At 71.8% G+C, this 17,254-nt stretch carries 15 protein-coding genes; 10 read left to right on the forward strand and 5 right to left on the reverse strand.

All coding sequences use genetic code 11. The annotated features are described in order from the left end of the window. Positions 1-37: 37 nt before the first annotated feature. Positions 38-757, reverse strand: a complete 720-nt coding sequence (locus H305_RS0118580; protein ID WP_028801699.1) for a TetR/AcrR family transcriptional regulator — start codon at positions 755-757, stop codon at positions 38-40. Between the two features lie 63 nt (positions 758-820). On the opposite strand from H305_RS0118580, the gene H305_RS0118585 reads away from it, so the two are divergent. The 3 genes from H305_RS0118585 (at position 821) to H305_RS0118595 (ending at position 3,995) form a co-directional block, all read left to right on the forward strand. Continuing rightward, positions 821-1,789 (forward strand): daunorubicin resistance protein DrrA family ABC transporter ATP-binding protein, encoded by a 969-nt coding sequence (locus H305_RS0118585; protein WP_028801700.1) that lies wholly within the window; start codon positions 821-823, stop codon positions 1,787-1,789. Beyond that, positions 1,786-2,568, forward strand: a complete 783-nt coding sequence (locus tag H305_RS0118590; RefSeq protein WP_028801701.1) for an ABC transporter permease — start codon at positions 1,786-1,788, stop codon at positions 2,566-2,568. Before H305_RS0118585 ends, H305_RS0118590 begins: the two co-directional genes overlap by 4 nt. A 206-nt stretch (positions 2,569-2,774) precedes the next feature. After that, a complete protein-coding gene (locus tag H305_RS0118595) occupies positions 2,775-3,995 on the forward strand; it encodes a CaiB/BaiF CoA transferase family protein (protein ID WP_051370724.1) in 1,221 nt (406 codons plus the stop codon). 158 nt (positions 3,996-4,153) lie between these two features. Here the strand turns inward: H305_RS0118595 and H305_RS0118600 are convergent, their stop codons facing one another. The 3 genes from H305_RS0118600 to H305_RS0118610 form a co-directional block, all read right to left on the reverse strand. Next, positions 4,154-4,423 (reverse strand): hypothetical protein, encoded by a 270-nt coding sequence (locus H305_RS0118600; RefSeq protein WP_028801703.1) that lies wholly within the window; start codon positions 4,421-4,423, stop codon positions 4,154-4,156. Between the two features lie 115 nt (positions 4,424-4,538). Further along, complete coding sequence (locus H305_RS0118605; protein ID WP_028801704.1) at positions 4,539-5,351, reverse strand: anti-sigma factor; 813 nt, start codon at positions 5,349-5,351, stop codon at positions 4,539-4,541. After that, entirely contained in the window at positions 5,348-5,890 is a 543-nt protein-coding gene (locus H305_RS0118610; protein WP_028801705.1) for a sigma-70 family RNA polymerase sigma factor, read from the reverse strand. The genes H305_RS0118605 and H305_RS0118610 overlap by 4 nt, the downstream gene beginning before the upstream one ends. Positions 5,891-6,128: 238 nt before the next feature. Here H305_RS0118610 and H305_RS0118615 point away from each other — a divergent pair, with 238 nt between their 5' ends. From H305_RS0118615 to H305_RS0118630, 4 genes are all read left to right on the forward strand, one after another. Next, a complete protein-coding gene (locus tag H305_RS0118615) occupies positions 6,129-7,667 on the forward strand; it encodes a DUF4331 domain-containing protein (RefSeq protein ID WP_028801706.1) in 1,539 nt (512 codons plus the stop codon). A 122-nt stretch (positions 7,668-7,789) separates the two neighbouring features. After that, positions 7,790-9,712 carry a tetratricopeptide repeat protein gene (locus H305_RS0118620; RefSeq protein WP_028801707.1) on the forward strand — a complete coding sequence of 641 codons (1,923 nt, stop codon included), beginning with the start codon at positions 7,790-7,792 and terminating at the stop codon, positions 9,710-9,712. Next, positions 9,709-11,604: a nickel transporter gene (locus tag H305_RS0118625; RefSeq protein ID WP_028801708.1), complete on the forward strand. Its 1,896-nt coding sequence runs from the start codon at positions 9,709-9,711 to the stop codon at positions 11,602-11,604. The genes H305_RS0118620 and H305_RS0118625 overlap by 4 nt, the downstream gene beginning before the upstream one ends. Positions 11,605-11,649: 45 nt before the next feature. Further along, positions 11,650-13,299: a serine/threonine-protein kinase gene (locus tag H305_RS0118630; RefSeq protein ID WP_028801709.1), complete on the forward strand. Its 1,650-nt coding sequence runs from the start codon at positions 11,650-11,652 to the stop codon at positions 13,297-13,299. A gap of 3 nt (positions 13,300-13,302) precedes the next feature. Here H305_RS0118630 and H305_RS0118635 read toward each other — a convergent pair whose 3' ends face one another. Beyond that, complete coding sequence (locus tag H305_RS0118635) at positions 13,303-14,112, reverse strand: SGNH/GDSL hydrolase family protein (RefSeq protein WP_028801710.1); 810 nt, start codon at positions 14,110-14,112, stop codon at positions 13,303-13,305. A gap of 449 nt (positions 14,113-14,561) precedes the next feature. Here H305_RS0118635 and H305_RS0118640 point away from each other — a divergent pair, with 449 nt between their 5' ends. The 3 genes from H305_RS0118640 (at position 14,562) to H305_RS0118650 (ending at position 17,235) form a co-directional block, all read left to right on the forward strand. Further along, positions 14,562-14,987, forward strand: coding sequence for a hypothetical protein (locus H305_RS0118640; protein ID WP_037764471.1), 426 nt, complete (start codon positions 14,562-14,564; stop codon positions 14,985-14,987). Positions 14,988-15,406: 419 nt separating this feature from the next. Further along, positions 15,407-16,225, forward strand: a complete 819-nt coding sequence (locus H305_RS0118645; RefSeq protein WP_028801712.1) for a glycosyltransferase family 2 protein — start codon at positions 15,407-15,409, stop codon at positions 16,223-16,225. Beyond that, a complete protein-coding gene (locus H305_RS0118650) occupies positions 16,222-17,235 on the forward strand; it encodes a glycosyltransferase (RefSeq protein ID WP_028801713.1) in 1,014 nt (337 codons plus the stop codon). Before H305_RS0118645 ends, H305_RS0118650 begins: the two co-directional genes overlap by 4 nt. Positions 17,236-17,254 lie beyond the last annotated feature (19 nt).

A 17,254-nucleotide genomic window follows, 5' to 3' on the forward strand; every position in this document is an offset into this window, starting at 1 on the left:
CCCGGCCCGCGCGGGAGTCACCCGGCCCGCGCGGGAGTCACCCCGCCCGCGCGGGGTCGAAGGCGTCGAGCACCCGGCTCAACGCCCTTTCGAAGACCGCCTCCAGGTCGATCGGGCCCGCGTCCTGCATGACGGCCGCGGCCATCCGGGGGTAGGCACCGGTCGACACCTGCCCGACGAGGTAGGAGATCCGCATCGCGTTCTCCTGCTCCTCGGACCACGGCAGGGTCCTGGCGCGTTCGGCGGTGGCGAGTTCGTTGCCCACGTACGTCGTCACGACGCCGTTGAGCATCGCGATCAGTTCCATCTTGGTGCCGTAGGGCATGTCGAGCGGGTCGAGACAGGCCAGACAGTGCTCCAGGTAGCGCAGGGCGTTGGGGCTGAAGCCGTACACCGGGGACATCAGGCGCGGCATCCAGGGATGGCGGTGCATGAGGGCGCGGGTCTGGTGCGCGACCGTCGTCATGTCGGCGCGCCAGTCGCCGGAGGGTTCTGGGATCTCGTGCTCGCCGCTGATGGCGTCGACCATCAGCTCGTACAGGTCCTCCTTGCGCGGCACGTAGTTGTAGAGCGACATCGTGCCGCAGCCCAGTTCGGCCGCCACGTGCCGCATCGAGACCGCGTCGAGTCCCTCCGCGTCCGCGATCCGCACGGCCGCCGCCGCGATGTCCGCGCGGCTGCGGGCCGGCCGCGGGCCGCGGCCCGCACGCTCCGGACGGGCCCAGATCACTTCGGGTACGGCGTTGCGCCCTGCCATTGGTCGATCACCTCGCGACCATCCTAGTTACGTACACCGTACGCAGTGCGCTATGGTGCCCTCATGACTACTACGTACGCTGTACTTAGTGAGGGTCTGGAGAAACGGTTCGGGGACGTTCGGGCGCTGCGCGGGCTGGACCTGGCCGTGGCGCGGGGCACGGTCTGCGGAGTACTCGGGCCGAACGGCGCGGGCAAGACCACGGCCGTACGCGTGCTCACCACACTGCTGCGGCCCGACGCGGGTTCCGCGCGTGTCGCGGGCCACGACCTCGTGCGGGAGGCCGGCGCCGTCCGCCGCGCCATCGGGGTCACCGGGCAGTACGCGTCGGTCGACGGCGATCTGACCGGACGGGAGAACCTGCGGCTCTTCGCGCGGCTGCACCGGATGCGGGACTCCGGGGCGCGTGCCGCCGAACTCCTCGCACGCTTCGGGCTGACCGAGGCCGCCGACCGGCCGGCCTCCACCTACTCGGGCGGCATGCGGCGCCGGCTCGACCTGGCCGCGAGCCTGGTCCGCCGCCCCGAGGTGCTGTTCCTGGACGAGCCCACCACCGGGCTCGACCCCGCGAGCCGGAACCAGATCCGGGAGGCCGTGCGCGCCCTGAAGGACGACGGCACGACCGTGCTGCTGACCACGCAGTACCTGGAGGAGGCCGACCGGCTGGCCGACGACATCGCGCTCGTCGACCGGGGCCGGGTCGCCCACACCGGATCGCCCGCCGGACTCAAGGCGCTGATCGGCTCGTACGCCGAGGTGGTCGTGGCCCACGCGGACGCGCTGACCGGGGCGGCCGGAGTGCTGGACCGGCTCACGGGCAGTGAGCCGTCGTTCGACCGCGAGCGAAGCACGGTGGGCGCCGTCACCACCGACCCGACGCTGACACTGCCGCGCCTGGTGCGCGAACTCGACGCCGCGGGGGTCCCGCTGCTGGACGCGAGCCTGCGCCCGCCGACCCTGGACGACGTCTTCCTCCGACTGACCGGAGAGCGGACCGGCACCCCGGCGCACGCGAAGGAGCCCGCGACATGAGCACATTGGCGTACGACGGCGGCGCGATGCTCGGCCGACAACTGCGGCGCATCCGGCACAATCCGGGTCTGCTGATCCTCACCCAGACCATGCCGATCACGATGCTGCTCTTCTTCGGCTATGTCTTCGGCAGCGCGCTCGCCACACCCGGCCAGGAGTACCGCGCCTTCCTCGTGCCGGGACTGATGGTGGCCACCGCCGCCAACGGGATCATGACGGGTATGTTCCAGGCCGCCCAGGACTCGCACCGCGGCGTCATGGACCGCTTCCGTACGCTGCCGATGAGCCGGGCCGCAGTGCCGCTCGGGCAGGCGACCGCGGACGTGGTCGTCACCGCCGCCGGCACGGTTGGGCTGATGCTGGTGGGGCTCGCCGTGGGCTGGCGGATCGAGGGGTCGGCCCCCGAAGCGGCCTGCGGCGTCGGGCTGCTGCTGCTCTTCCGGTTCGCGACCACATGGATCGGCATCCTGCTGGGCCTGCTGTCGCGGAGCGAGGAGGCCACGGGCCAGCTGGGCGGGGCCACCTTCGTCCTGCCCCTGCTGTCGAACGCCTACATCCCCACGGACAACCTGCCGGGCTGGCTGCGCGCGCTCGCCGAGTGGAATCCCATCAGTGCGGTGACCACCGCGCTGCGGGACCTGTTCGGCAACGCCCCCGCCCCGGCCGACGGCGCCTGGCCTGTGACGCATCCGGTAGCCGGTTCGCTGGCCTGGTGCGCCGTCATCGTCGCCGTGTTCCTGCCGGCCGCCGTCCGCCGGTACGCGACGGGCGGACGGTGACCGGCGTACCGAACGCCCGCATCCGGTCCCCGCGCCGTGTGGTGCCGTTCGGGCCCTGGGTGCTCATGCGTGGGCCCTACGCAGCCGTCCGGGAGCGCCGCCCTGGGGTGCGGCAGCCGGTGAATCGTCCGGACGATCGGCCACCCTGGGCCCCGGAAAGTTGCGCCGTCAACATCCATGCATGACAAAGGTGTGAGGTGCAGGCCATGATCCACGGCATGCAGGCACACCCGAAGTCCCAGCCGCCGCCCCTGGAGGGCATCACCGTCGTCACCGTCGAGCAGGCCGTCGCCGCCCCCTTCGCGACCCGTCAGCTGGCCGATCTCGGCGCGCGGGTCATCAAGGTCGAACGCGTCGACGGCGGGGACTTCGCCCGCGGCTACGACACCGCGGCGTCGGGGCTCGCCTCGCACTTCGTGTGGTGCAACCGGGGCAAGGAGTCCGTCGCCCTCGATCTGAAGGACCCGCGCGGGCTCGACGTCGTGCACCGGCTCGTCGCGGACGCGGACGTGTTCGTGCAGAACCTCGCTCAGGGGGCGGCGGCGCGGCTGGGCCTGGACGCGGCCACCCTGAGCGCTCGGCACCCGCGGCTGATCGCCGTGGACATCTCGGGATACGGGGCGTCCGGACCGTACGCCGGCAAGCGCGCGTACGACATGCTCGTGCAGTGCGAGGCGGGGCTCGTGTCGGTGACGGGCACGCCCGAGCAGCCGGCCAAGGCGGGGATCCCCGCGGCGGACATCGCGGCGGCCATGTACGCGTTCTCGGGAGTGCTCGCGGCACTGGTGCGGCGCGGCACGACCGGTCGCGGTGGCCCGGTGGAGGTGTCGATGCTGGACGCCCTGACGGAGTGGATGGGGCATCCCCTGCATCACGCGATGCACGGAGGAACACCCCCGGCGCGCACGGGTCTGGCACACGCCGTCATCGCGCCCTACGACGCCTATCCGACGGCGGACGGCGGACGGGTGCTGCTGTCGGTGCAGAACGACCGGGAGTGGCGGCGTCTGGCCCACCAGGTGCTGGAGCGGCCGGAACTGGCGGACGACCCGGCGTACGCGACGAACGCGGCGCGCGTCGACAACCGGGAGCGTACGGACGCGCTGGTGGCGAAAGCGCTGGAGGTGCTGGACACGGACGAGGCGGTGACCCGGCTGGAGAGCGCGGGTATCGCGTGCGCGCGACTCAGAGACGTGCGGGAGGTAGCGGAGCATCCGCAGCTGGCCGCCAGGGACCGGTGGCGCGAGGTGGACTCACCGGTGGGACCGCTGCGGGCGCTGCTGCCGCCGATCACGCTGCCGGGTGGGGAGGAGGCGCGGATGGGGTCCGTACCCCGACTCGGCGAGCACACCGGGCCGGTGCTGCGGGCGTTGGGGATGGCGGACGCGGAGGTCGCGGAGCTGCTGCGGGAGGGGGTGGCCCGCTGAGTCCGGTGACTCGACGGGGGTGGTGACCCGTGCCCCGGTGTCGTGACCCACCGGGGAGCGGCTGCCTGCCGTGGGGATGACGGACGTGGAAGGGCAGCACTGCGCCGGGCGGTGGGGCCGCCGGGGCACGGGTCGGGGAACGCCGGTGCCGGCGGCCGTCAGTGGCCGCCGAACAGCGAACGGCGCAGCCGCCTCAGCGGTGCGAAGAGCGAGACCCGCCGCACACGCGCGACCCTGCCGTTGCTGTCGTGCGCGGTGTCACGCGCGGTGAGCTCACGCATCAGCGACGTCGCCTCGGCCGTCTCACGCTGCGGGACGGCAGGGCCGCCCAGTACCGCGAGATGGCGGTCGAGACGCGAACTGGTCGCGCTGCTCCCGCAGGTGATCGCAGGGACACGGGCCCTGCTGCGCACTGTTATCTGTTCCATGTCACTCCCCACCCGTACGAGTCCACCCGGCCCGGGCAGGCTAACCCTATCGCCCCCTCATGGCACTCGTGTATCGCGGGCGCAGGATTCACCTTCCCCATAAGGGGGTTGACGATTACTCTCCGAATCCAACCGATTCCAGGGCGAGTTGGACAACCGGCTGCGTGGTGGGCCGTGCTGACCCTCCGTGAGGCTCTACCGTCACAGCGAGTGACGTCGCGCGGGTACTGAGATCGTCGGCGACCAAGGGCGTGTCGCCGTCGAAGAGGCCGAGGGAAAGCGGATTCTCGCCCGGGCGCATGAGCCACAGCTGATGCACGCGCCCTCCCGAGGGAGTGCCCAGTCCGCTCACTGTCACGACGGCGCGCCGCTCGGACGCGGAGGCGACCACTCCGATTCCTCGCCCCTGCGCGTCGCGTTCACTGGTCGCACGCGCGTCGGGCGCCGCCAGAACGTGGGCGATCTCACGTGCCTGCGCACGCTCTTGGTCGAGTTCGTCCCGGGTCTGTGTGGCCTGCACGGCGAAGAGGGAGGCGACGACGAGTGCCGCCGCCGCCGTGGCGGTGGCGAGCGGCGCCATCAGGGGCCGCAGGCGTGGTGCACGCGCGCGCGTGGGCTGCCGGTCGTCGCGGGCACGCGAGGGCGACTGCGCCGGGCGGGCTCGGGACGGCTGTGGGGCGGGTTCCTGGGGTGTGGTGCGCACGGCGGCCAGCACCCGTTCGCGCAGCGCGGCCGGCGCCGGTGCCGCCGTCGACCAGGCCAGCCGTACGGCGTCCTCGGTCAGCGCGCGCACCTCGGCGGAGCAGCGCACACAGCCCCGCAGATGGCGTTCGAAACGGCGCCGCTCCTCGGGTTCGAGGGCGTCGAGCGCGTACGGGGCGGCCAGGGAGTGCAGATCGCGGCGCATCAGCCGGTCGAGGAAGCTCATGCCGCACCTCCCAGGCACTCACGCAGCCGCGCCAGACCGTCCCGCATGCGGGTCTTGACGGTGCCCAGCGGCAGCGAGAGCCGTTCGGCGACTTCACGGTACGTGTAGCCGTCGTAGTAGGCGAGGGTCACCGACTGGCGTTGCAGCGAGGTCAGACGGTCGAGGCAGCGGCGCACCCACTCGCGCTCCAGCCCGGCCTCGACCTCCTCGGCGACCTGGTCGAAGGCCGGGTGGTGCGCGCGCCGCCCCTCCCGCTGCTCGCGTTCGGTGGCCGCGCGGGCGCTGCGCACCCGGTCGACGGCCCGGCGGTGCGCGAGGGTGAGGATCCAGGACAGCGCACTGCCACGCCCCGGGTCGAACCGCGTGGCGGAACGCCAGAGTTCGAGCAGCACCTCCTGAGCCACCTCCTCCGTCTGCGCGGGGTCCCGCACCACGCGGCGCACGAGTCCGAACACCGGACCGGACACCAGTCCGTAGAGCTCCTCGAATGCCTTCTGGTCACCTCCGGCCACGAGCACCAGAAGTTCGTCCGCCTCCACCCGTCCCCCTCTCCGGCCGCACACGGCCCGTCCTCTCCCCTACGTGTTCGCAGCGAGCGTGTCTCTGGATGGGTTACGGATCAGCGGACCGAAAACGCGGGTCCGGAGCCGAAGAAACGAGCGCCCGGTGAAACGAGCCGCGCGAGCCGCCGTAAAGACGTTTGGGATTCGACCAATCCACCCCGGCGACCGCTCCGAATGGCGTGCGTCAGGCAATTGGGACGTGAGGACGGACGGCATGACACCTATCTCCAGGAGTGGCGCGGGACGCAGGAGTCTTGCGACCCTCATCTGTGGTGCGCTGGCCGCCGGGGGGCTCGCAGCCGCCGGCATGACCGCGCTGGAACCGGGGGCGGCATCCGCCTCCAGCCACCGGGAGGCTCCGCTGATCTCGGGGCAACCCCAGTACGACAACACGGACGTGTACGCGTTCGTGAGCCCGGACAAGCCCGACACGACCACCATCGTGGCGAACTGGATCCCCTTCGAGGAACCCGCCGGCGGACCGAACTTCTACACGTTCGCCGACGACGCCCAGTACGACCTCCACATCGACAACAACGGTGACGCGCAAGGCGAGCTGGTCTACCGCTACACCTTCAAGACGCACCGCAAGAACGGCGACACCTTCCTCTACAACACGGGTCCGGTCACCAGTCTCGACGACCCCGACCTGAACATCACGCAGACGTACGACATCGACCTGCTGCGGCTGCACGACCAGAAGCTGATGTCGCGGACCAAGGTGGCCGACGACGTCCCGGTGGCGCCGTCCAACGTCGGCAAGGCCTCGATGCCGGACTACGGCAAGCTCCGCTACCAGGCCGTGCACAAGCTCGCGGGCGGTTCGACGACCTTCGCGGGCCAGGCGGACGACCCCTTCTTCCTGGACCTGCGCGTCTTCGACCTGCTCTACGGCGGCAACCTGAGCGAGGTCGGTCGGGACACGCTGAAGGGCTACAACGTCAACTCCATAGCCCTCCAGGTGCCGAACGACATGATCCGCGAGTCGGCGGGCCAGCCGGTCGTCGGCATCTGGTCCACCACCCAGCGCAAGGACGCGCACGGCGACTGGGCCCAGGTCTCCCGGCTCGGCATGCCGCTGGTCAACGAGGTCGTCAACCCGCAGAAGGACAAGGACAAGTTCAACGCGTCCGCGCCGTGGAACGACGGCCAGTTCCTGAAGAACGTGACCAACCCCGAGCTGCCGAAGCTCATCGAGGCGATCTACAAGATCAAGGCGCCCGCCGAGCCCCGCAACGACCTGGTCGACGTCTTCCTGAAGGGCGTGAAGGGCCTCAACCAGCCGCCGAACGTCCGCCCGGCCGAGGAACTGCGGCTCAACACCTCGATCAAGCCGACGATGCACCCCAAGCGGCTCGGTGTGCTCGACGGCGACAACGCGGGCTTCCCGAACGGACGCCGACTCTCCGACGACGTGATCGACGCCTCGCTCCAGGTCGTCGAGGGTGAACTGGTCGGCTCCAAGAGCGACTTGGGCGACGCGGTCGACAAGAACGACAAGAAGTTCGAGAAGTACTTCCCGTACGTGGCCGAGCCGACCTCGGGCTCGCGCGGCGCGCTCGCCAAGGGCACGACCAGCGGGACCGACGTGCGCAGCCAGCTGGGCGACGCGCTGGAGCCCGCGGGTGCGACCGGCGGCGGCACCGACACCACGCTGATCGCGGCCTCCGCCGCGGCCGGCGCCGCCGGGTTCCTGCTGATCACCACCGGGTTCCTGTGGTGGCGCCGGCGGATGCACAACCGGGCCTACTGACCCGGTCCACCGACAGGCGCGGCCCGCACGCCACCGTCCCCCACGGCGCGGGCCGCGCCGTCATCAGCTCGGCAACGACCGTTCCCGCACAGGTGTTTCGCACCGGACCTTGAGGAGAGGGCATGTCCCCGCGTACGAACGAGAGCGCGCCGGAGAGCGAACGCGGCGAGCCGTCGGTCGCCGCGCCCGAGACGGACGCTGTGCCCGAGACGGACGGCGTGCCCGAGCCGTCGGTCGCCGCGCCCGAGACGGACGCTGTGCCCGAGACGGACGGCGTGCCCGTCACGTCCGCCGGGGCCGCACGGGCCGCACGGGCCGCCGGGGCCGCGCGGGCCGACGAGAGCACACCGGCCGCCGTGTCCGCCGGGGACGGAGAAGGCCTCGCGGGCGCCGGGCAGGATCTCGTGGGCGCCGGGCAGGATGTCGAGACTGCGGACGGTGGTCACGCCGAAGGCGGCACGGGTGCCGGGCACACCGAAGACGGCACGGACGGCGCTCACGCCGAAGGCGGCGCGGGCGACGGGCACGCCGGACGTGCGGCCTGCGCCGGGCACGCCGAAGGCAGCGCGGGTGCCGGGCATGGTGGGGACCCCGCGGGGGGCGAGGACGACGCCGCGGGAGGCGTGCCCGTCGAGGGCACCGCGAGCGGCGCGCGCCGGCAGGGCTCCGCGCACGACGACGAGCGTGTCGCCGCCGTGCGCCGGCTGTCCGTCTCCGGACGTCGCCGACGCGCCGCCCAACTCGCCTTCTGCTCAGGCGCATTGGCAGTCGCCATGACGGCCGGGGCGATCGTGCTGGGGGCGGCCCGGGACAGCGGCGGTCGCACCGTCGCCACCGTGCCCCGCGCCGTCTCGCCGCAACTGCTCGCCGGCGGCGACCTCGACACGAGCATCAGCTCCCTCCAGGCCCACCTCAAGACTCAGCCGAAGGACTTCGGCGGCTGGGCGACGCTCGGGCTCGCCTACGTGGAGCAGGCCCGCACCAAGGGCGACCCCTCCCGCTATCCGCAGGCCCAGAAGGCGCTCGACCGTTCCCTGCGGCTGCGCCCCGACAACGATCCCGCGCTCGCCGGCCGCGCGGCCCTCGCGGCGGCACGGCACGACTTCACCGGCGCCCTGAAGTACGCGGACAAGGCCCTGAAGCAGAACCCTTACAGCGAGCGCGCCCTCTCCTCCCGTATCGACGCCCTCGTCGAACTAGGGCGCTACGACGACGCGTCGAAGGCCGCCGACCTGGCCGACAAGCGGCGACCGGGCGTCCCCGTCTTCACGCGGTACGCCTACGTCCACGAGCTGCGCGGCGACACCAGGACGGCCCGCCGGGTCCTGCGCCAGGCCCTCGACTCGGCGACCACCCGCGGCGACGTCTCCTACGTCGCCACCGCGCTCGGTCAACTCGCCTGGAGCCAGGGCGACTACGACAGCGCACTCACCTACTACGCACGAGCGCTGAGCGCCGACGACAGCTATCTGCCGGCTCTCGAAGGCCGCGCCCGCGCCCAGGCCGCCCAGGGCGACGAAGCGGCGGCGATCCGCGGCATGGAACAAGTCGTCGAGCGCTACCCGCTCCCCCAACCCCTGGTGGAACTGGGCGAGTTGTATGAGGCACGCGGCGCTGCGGGAGACGCCCGGAAGGCCCACGACCAGTACTCCCTGGTAAAGGCCTGGGTCTCGCTGGCCCGCGCCAACGGCGTCGACGCCGACCTGGACACGGCCCTGGCCGCCGCCGACCACGGGGACCACGCCGCCGCGCTGAAGGCGGCGCGCGCCGAATGGGCCCGCCGCCACACCGTGCACACCGCGGACGCGATGGCCTGGGCGCTGCACGTCGACGGACGCGACGCGCAGGCGCTGCCCTACGCCCGCGAGGCCACCGCCACCGGCTACCGCAACGCGTCCTTCCTCTACCACCGCGGCATGATCGAGCGCGCCACCGGCCACGAGAAGGAGGCACGGGCGTCGCTGAAGGCCGCCCTCGGCCTGAACCCGGGCTTCTCCCCGCTCGGCGCCCGCGAGGCCCGTACGGCATTGGAGGCCGCGAAGTGAGGCCCCGCCGACTGCTCGCCTCCTGCGCCGCCGCCTTCACCGCGGCCTGCGCGCTCGCGGTCGTCCCGGCCGGCCGGGCGAGCGCCCACCCGCTCGGGAACTTCACCGTCAACCGGTACGACGGACTCGTCGCCGCCCAGGGGCAGTTGCGGATCGACCACGTCGAGGACCTGGCCGAGATCCCGGCCACGCAGGCCCGGCCGCGGATCGACGAGCTGGGGATGACCGGCTGGGCGCGCGAGCGGTGCGCGTCGGCCGCGCACGGCAGCGAACTCTCGGTCGGCGGGCGCGACGTGCCCCTCGCGGTCGGCGAGAGCCACGCGCGCGTACGGCCCGGACAGGCCGGGCTCGACACCCTGCGTGTGGAGTGCCGGCTGACGGCGCCGCTGCCCGAGGCGGACGCCGTGTCCCTGCGCTTCCGCAGCGCGGGGAGCGACCGGGGGCCCGGCTGGCGCGAGATCACGGCGCGCGGCGACCGGATGACGCTCACCGCGTCGGACGTACCGAGCAAGTCGGTGTCCGAGAAGCTGACGGAATACCCCAAGGCGCTGCTCTCCTCGCCCGCCGACACCGCCACCGCCACCCTGCGGATCAGCCCCGGCGGGCCGGCGCTCACGGAGGAACGGCGGAACGCGCCCGCCGCGTCGGTGCTGCCGCGCGGCGCCGACCGGTGGACCGAGGCACTCGACGGCCTGGTGGCGCGCCACGACCTCACCTTCGGTTTCGCCGCGCTGGCCCTCGTCGTCGCCGTCGCGCTGGGCGCGATGCACGCGCTCGCGCCCGGTCATGGCAAGACGCTGATGGCCGCCACGGCGGCAGCCCGCGGGGGCCGGGCCCGGCTCAAGGACGTCCTGCCGCTCGCCGCCTCGGTGACGGTCACCCACACGATGGGCGTGGTCGCGCTCGGCCTGCTGGTCACGGCCGGCTCCGCCGCGGCGCCGACCGTGATCGCGTGGCTGGGCGTGGCGAGCGGGGTCCTGGTCACGGCGGCCGGCGCCACCCTCGTACGACGCGCCTTGCGGAACCGGTCGCACGGCCCCGCAGACCCCCACGACCACTCCCACTCCCACTCTCACGGTCACTCCCACGACGACGCTCACGGCGACGGGCATGCGCACGACCACACGCACGCGGGCGCGCACGGGCACCCCCACGGACACGGGCACGCCCACGAGCTCTCTACGGGACACGACCCGGACCACGACCGACCGCACGGGCACGACCACGACCACCATCACGACCACGACCACGACCACAGCCACGGATCCGGTGGGACCCGCGCCCCCGAGCGCACCCCGCACCGCCAACGGCCCCTGGTCCTGGCCCACTCCGCCGCGCCCACCGCCACCAGCACCGCCGCTGCGCCGAGCACGGCCGACACCTCGGACACGTCCGACACACGCGAACGCACCGTCGACAGCGCCCACAAGCGACCTCACACCGACGACCACGACCACGCACACGGGCACCCCCACTCCCCCGGCACCCCCCGCTCCCGCACCCTCGAACACACCCACGGCGGCTTCACCCACACGCACGAGATCGCGCCCACCCTGCGCGGCTCGATCCTGCTCGGCTTCGCCGGCGGCCTCGTGCCCAGCCCGTCCGCGGTCGTGGTGCTGGTCGGTGCCGCCGCGCTGGGCAAGGCGTGGTTCGGGTTCCTCCTGGTCCTCGCCTACGGCGCCGGGCTCGCGCTGACGCTCACGGCGGCCGGGTTCGCCGTCGTCAGGCTCGGCGGCGGGATGAGCCGGGTCCTCGCACGGCGTCCGCGATGGGCGGCGGGCCGCACCGCGGCTCTCGTGCGCAGGGCCGCGCCCCTGGGATCGGCGCTCGTCGTCGTAGCGCTTGGGGCTGGATTGGTGTTCAGGGGGGCCGCATCCGTACTCGGCTGAGCTACTTTTGTGGAGAAATCGCGCGGATGCGAAGAGGGGGCCCACGTGTCCGAAGGCCCGGGCAGTGAACGTGTGATCGCGGGGCGCTACCGTCTGCTGTCGCCCTTGGGCGAGGGCGGCATGGGCACGGTGTGGCGCGCCCGCGACGAGGTGCTGCAGCGCGAGGTGGCGGTGAAGGAGGTCCGTGCCCCGGCCGGGCTCTTGGACTCCGAGGTCGAGCGGATGTACGCCCGGCTGGAGCGGGAGGCCTGGGCCGCCGCACGCATCTCGCACCGCAATGTGGTGACGGTGTACGACGTGGCCACCGAGGACGGCCGCCCGTGGATCGTCATGGAGCTGGTCCGCGGCCTCGCCCTCTCCGATCTGCTGGACGCGGAGGGCCCGTTGGCCCCGGCACGCGCCGCGCACATCGGCGCCGAGGTGCTCGCCGCGCTGCGCGCCGCGCACGAGGCGGGGGTCCTGCACCGCGACGTCAAGCCCGGCAACGTCCTGATGGCGAACGACGGGCGGATCGTCCTCACGGACTTCGGGATCGCGATGGTCGAGGGCAGCTCGGCGCTGACGATGACCGGTGAGGTCATCGGCTCCCCCGAATTCCTCGCTCCTGAGCGGGCGCTGGGCCGCACGCCGGGCCCGGAGTCCGATCTGTGGTCGCTCGGCGTCCTGCTGTACGCGGCGGTCGAGGGCAATTCCCCGTTCCGGCAGAACACTCCGCTGAGCACACTGCGGGCGATCGTCGACGAGCCGTTGCCGGCGCCGCGGCGGGCGGGTTCCCTCGGTCCCGTCATCGAGGGCCTGCTGGCCAAGGACCCGGCCGAGCGGACGAACGCGGACCAGGCCGAGCACGACCTGCGCGTCGTCGCGGCGGGCGGCGCGGCGCCGACCACCCGCCGGAACACACGGCCCGTCACACCTCCGGGGCCGACGGGCTCCGACGCGCCGACGCTCGGCACGTTCGGCCCCGCTCCCCAAGGTCCACCCGGGCCCCGGGGCCCCGCCGGACCCTTGTCGGGCACCGCGCCCACGACGGCCGCGACGCGCGAACCGGACCGCAACCGCCGCGCGGCCGTGGTCCTGGTCGCGGGCCTGGTCGCGCTGGCGCTGGCCCTCGGCGGGCTGACGTACGCGCTGCTGAACCGGGACGGCGGGGGCGGCGACCAGGGCAGTGGTGGCAGCAGCAGCGGTGCTCCGGGCAACGGCGGCGGGAGCTCCGGCGCGGGTGGGACGCACAGCGAGAGCGGCAGCACCGCCTCGACGGGTCCGAGTCCCTCGACGAGCGCTCCCGGCGGGGGCCACGCGACGACCACTCCGCCCGCGCAGTCCGTGCAGGTGACGGTCACGGGTGAGCACACCGACTATGTGGGCGCCTGCCCGCCGCCCGGGGACGGGGCGCCCTCGTTCACGGCGACGTTCACGGTGGGCCGTGTCCCGGTGGACGTCGAGTACCGCTGGGTGACGAAGTCGGGCGAGGTGACGGACCCCGGCTGGAAGACGCTGTCGTTCCCCGCGGGAGGCGGCAAGACCCGGCAGAAGACGGTCGTCGCGACGACGTACGACACGAGCGGGACGTTCCGGAACGAGATCGGCGTGGAGGTCCGGGCACCGGTCCGGGTGACGTCGAACTCGGTCGCGTTCACCATCACCTGTGCGACGGAGACCCCGACGGACGGGGTCTCCGCCTCCGTGTCGCCCTGAGGGTCAGGCCGTCGAGGTGAGGACCGGCAGGTAGCCGCCGGAATGACCGGACGCGGTCGGGTGGTACGACTCGCCGATGTTCAGCCAGTTCAAGCTGTGCAGCCAGGCGGCGCCGGAGCAGATCTCGTGCCCGGTGAAGGTGCCCCTGACGTCGCCGAAGGTGAAGCCGTGGTCGGCGGCACGCTTCGCGATCGCGCTGTCCAGGTAGTCGGCCGCGCCGTTGATCGCGGCCCGTTCGGTCTCCGAAAGTCCGGTGATGCAGCTGCCGTTGAGCTTGTAGAAGCGGGGATAGCCCAGGACGACCACGTGGGCGGCCGGGGCCTTCGCGCTGATCGCCGAGTAGACGGTGTCGAGATTGCCGGGGAGCGTCGAGTCGACGTACGCCTTCGCGGTGGCGATCCGCGAGAGGCAGGAGCTCTCCGACTGGAGCACACATGTCGTCATGACGTCGGAGAAGCCTGCGTCGTTGCCGCCGATGCTGATGGTGACCAGGCCCGTGGAGGCGCTGAGCGGGCCCAGCTGATTCGCCGTGACATCACCCGTTCGGGCTCCGGAGCAGGCGGTGAAGTCGAACGACGAGGGTGAATTGGCGGCTGCCCAGAGGTAGGGGTAGGCCTTCGTGCTGCGCTTGCAGTCGCCGCTGGAGCTGATGTAACTGCCCGCGCCGACACCGGAGGAGTAGCTGTCGCCAAGTGCCACGTATCCGGTGGCCGCGGCGGTCGAGGACGCCTGCGCCGTCGCAGCCCCGGTGAGGGCGAAACCGGCGGCGAGGAGGAGCGAGGTCACGTATGCCGTAATTCGGGAACGTCTCATGGAACCTCCCTTTAGCAGGATCTCTGCCACAACTTTGGTAGCAGCTACGCGTGTTGACTGGAAGTGTCCATGCCAAGAATTTTCGACTCTTACCGTTGTTGCCCGAACTTGTTCACCGGCCTGTTCGTTGCCCTGACGGCGCGCTCATGCCCCTGCGTCAGATGACGTCAGGGCGTCCGGACGGGCGAGACCGTCACCGGCAAGGGAACGACCCCGAACGTCGGACCGGGCTTCCGGAGATCGTCACGAACGAGATGGAGCGGGCCCCTTCCGATCGGCAACTCCCTTGATCCGCAAGGCCGTTGCCCGTCGAGGGACAGCGCCTTCGGGCAACGCATGCTCAAAGGACCCCAAGAACAGCCATGGGCGCCTTCCGCACCTTGACGACCCCCCGCCCGCTGCGCGACATTGAAGCCCGGCATCCGGCGCTTCAGGGGGCAAAGTCGCCAATGCAGACCATACGCATCAAGCCACCTTCATCAGGTGAAACAGAGGGGCCACGGCAGCATCCGGGGAGGGACCTGCTGCCGTTGCTCGCGGGCGCGGCCACCGTGATCGGCGGCCTCGGCGCGATCCTCGCACTCGCCGACGTGGACTCACCGCTGCGCGGCCCGTTCACGCTGTTCTTCCTGCTCGCGGCACCGTCCGTGGCCATCGCGGCCGCGCTGCGCGGACTGGAGCCGCTCGGGCGCGCGGTGGCCTCCCTGGCCGGCGCGGTCGCCCTCAACATGCTGGTGGCCCAGGGAATGCTGGCCGTGCACCGCTGGTCGGTCCGCGGCGGAATCGCGGCGGTGACCGCGCTCAGTTCACTCATCCTGCTGCTGGTCCTCGCGCGTCGGCTGCGCCGTCGAACGGCGGACGGAGGGGCCACCTGAACTGATCACGAAATACGCAAACGGATGAGGAAAATCCGTTCGAGTTGTTAGGTAACGGCCAAACCAACAAAAACGTGAGGCCTCGTTCCAGGTCTTGCCATACAGGCTCAATCGTCAATACCGTCATACATCTCACCCGCATCGGTCCATCATCAGCGGCTCCAGGGGAGGGCTCGAGGACCGCGATGGTTCCCGGCGCGGGGCGCGGTTGGGGGGTGCCGTACTCGGTGGCCAGACGTGTGCCGAGTCGTGCCGCGCGACCGGTTCCCGATTCCGGGGCCGGCCAGCTTTGCAAGCTCACGCGGCGTGCACGGAGATCCATTTCGTCATGCTCAAGTGAGAACCCCCCTTTCGAACCGGACAAAGAGCCGGACCGCCCACAGGGGCGGGCGGTCCACCGGACGAGAGGGACCAGACTCATGAGCTCAGTCCTGCGGCCCGCCTTTTCGGGCCAAGATCCGTCAATGGCGCGCAAGTACCGGCCGATCTCCTCTCACCTGGCCATTGCGCCTCCGGTGAGTGTCGTCATTCCCGCCATGAATGAGGCCGAGAATCTCCCGTACGTCTTCAAGACGCTTCCCGACTGGATACACGAAGTCGTTCTTGTCGACGGCAATTCCACCGACGACACAGTCGAAGTGGCCCGTGACCTGTGGCCCGACGTCAAGGTCGTCGAGCAGCGCGGAAAGGGCAAGGGCGACGCCCTGATCACCGGATTCGAGGCGTGCAGCGGCGACATCATCGTGATGGTCGACGCGGACGGCTCGGCGGACGGTCAGGAGATCGTGTCGTACGTGTCCGCGCTGGTGTCCGGAGCCGACTTCGCCAAGGGCTCGCGCTTCGCCAACGGCGGCGGCACCTCCGACATGACGCCGATCCGCAAGCTCGGCAACAGAGTCCTGTGCGCGACCGTCAACGCCAAGTTCGGCGCCCGTTACACCGACCTCTGCTACGGCTACAACGCGTTCTGGCGGCACTGCCTCGACAAGATCGAGCTGGACTGCACCGGCTTCGAGGTCGAGACCCTGATGAACATCCGGGTGGTCAAGGCCGGTCTCAAGGTGCAGGAGATTCCCAGCCACGAGTACCTCCGCATCCACGGCAAGAGCAATCTGCGCGCCGTGCGCGACGGGTTCCGGGTGCTCAGGGTGATCCTCAAGGAGCGTTCCAACCGGCGCGCGCTGCGCCGCACGCCGCACGCCTCCCAGCTCGACTCGGGCCAGGGAGAGATGTCTTGAGCGAGCCGGACATCTCCGTGGTGATCTGCGTCTACACCGAGGACCGCTGGGAGGACATCCTCGCGGCGGTCTCCTCGGTGCGGGCGCAGTCGCTGCCCGCCCTGGAGACACTCCTCGTCGTGGACCACAACGCCACACTCCTGGAACGGCTGACCAGGGAGTACAAGGAGACCGACCCGGTGCGGGTGCTCGTCAACTCGGGCCCCCGCGGTCTGTCCGCGGGCCGCAACACCGGGATCGCCGCCTCGCGCGGCGAGATCATCGCCTTCCTCGACGACGACGCGGTGGCCGAGCGGGACTGGCTGCGGCACTTCGCCGAGGGGTACGCGGACCCGCGGGTCATGGCCGTCGGCGGCCGTACGATGCCGATCTGGGCGTCGGGCCGCCGACCGGTCTGGTTCCCGGAGGAGTTCGACTGGGTGGTCGGCTGCACCTACAAGGGGCTGCCGCCGGGCCGGGTGCGCGTCCGCAATGTCCTGGGCGGCAACGCCTCGTTCCGTCGAACGGCGTTCGACGCGGCGGGCGGATTCGCCACCGGCATCGGCCGGGACGGCGACAGCCGCCCGCTGGGCTGCGAGGAGACCGAGCTGTGCATCCGGCTCACCCGCGCCCGGCCCGACGCGGTCCTGCTGATCGACGACCGAGCGGTCATCCACCACCGGGTGCCCGAGGTGCGCGAGCACTTCCGCTACTTCCGCACGCGCGCGTACGCCGAAGGCCTGTCGAAGGCGCTCGTCGCGCGAAGTGTCGGCGCCGGCAAGGGACTCGAATCGGAACGCCGCTACACGACCAGGGTGCTGCCCGCCGGCGTCCTGCGCGGGCTGCGCGACGCGGCACTGGCCCGGCCGGGCGGCGCGGGCCGCGCGGGCGCGATCGTCGCCGGGGTTCTCACCGCGGCCGGAGGGTACGTACTCGGGAGCGTCCGGGCGCGCAGGGGCGGAGCCGTGTTCCCGGTGGTCCCGGTGGGCACGGCCGGCGGCGCCCGCGGGGGCGAGGAGGTGGCGGCGTGAACGAACCGGTGCCCATCCT

It is taken from the genome of Streptomyces sp. 142MFCol3.1 (assembly GCF_000424945.1).
GTDB classification, from domain to species: domain Bacteria; phylum Actinomycetota; class Actinomycetes; order Streptomycetales; family Streptomycetaceae; genus Streptomyces; species Streptomyces siamensis.

Coding starts and splice junctions, on each gene's coding strand:
- H305_RS0118595 (WP_051370724.1), top strand. CDS start 2,775: ATGATCCACGGCATGCAGGCACACCCGAAGTCCCAGCCGCCGCCCCTG.
- H305_RS0118635 (WP_028801710.1), bottom strand. CDS start 14,112: ATGAGACGTTCCCGAATTACGGCATACGTGACCTCGCTCCTCCTCGCC.
- H305_RS0118615 (WP_028801706.1), top strand. CDS start 6,129: ATGACACCTATCTCCAGGAGTGGCGCGGGACGCAGGAGTCTTGCGACC.
- H305_RS0118605 (WP_028801704.1), bottom strand. CDS start 5,351: ATGAGCTTCCTCGACCGGCTGATGCGCCGCGATCTGCACTCCCTGGCC.
- H305_RS0118585 (WP_028801700.1), top strand. CDS start 821: ATGACTACTACGTACGCTGTACTTAGTGAGGGTCTGGAGAAACGGTTC.
- H305_RS0118600 (WP_028801703.1), bottom strand. CDS start 4,423: ATGGAACAGATAACAGTGCGCAGCAGGGCCCGTGTCCCTGCGATCACC.
- H305_RS0118620 (WP_028801707.1), top strand. CDS start 7,790: ATGTCCCCGCGTACGAACGAGAGCGCGCCGGAGAGCGAACGCGGCGAG.
- H305_RS0118590 (WP_028801701.1), top strand. CDS start 1,786: ATGAGCACATTGGCGTACGACGGCGGCGCGATGCTCGGCCGACAACTG.
- H305_RS0118580 (WP_028801699.1), bottom strand. CDS start 757: ATGGCAGGGCGCAACGCCGTACCCGAAGTGATCTGGGCCCGTCCGGAG.
- H305_RS0118645 (WP_028801712.1), top strand. CDS start 15,407: ATGAGCTCAGTCCTGCGGCCCGCCTTTTCGGGCCAAGATCCGTCAATG.
- H305_RS0118640 (WP_037764471.1), top strand. CDS start 14,562: ATGCAGACCATACGCATCAAGCCACCTTCATCAGGTGAAACAGAGGGG.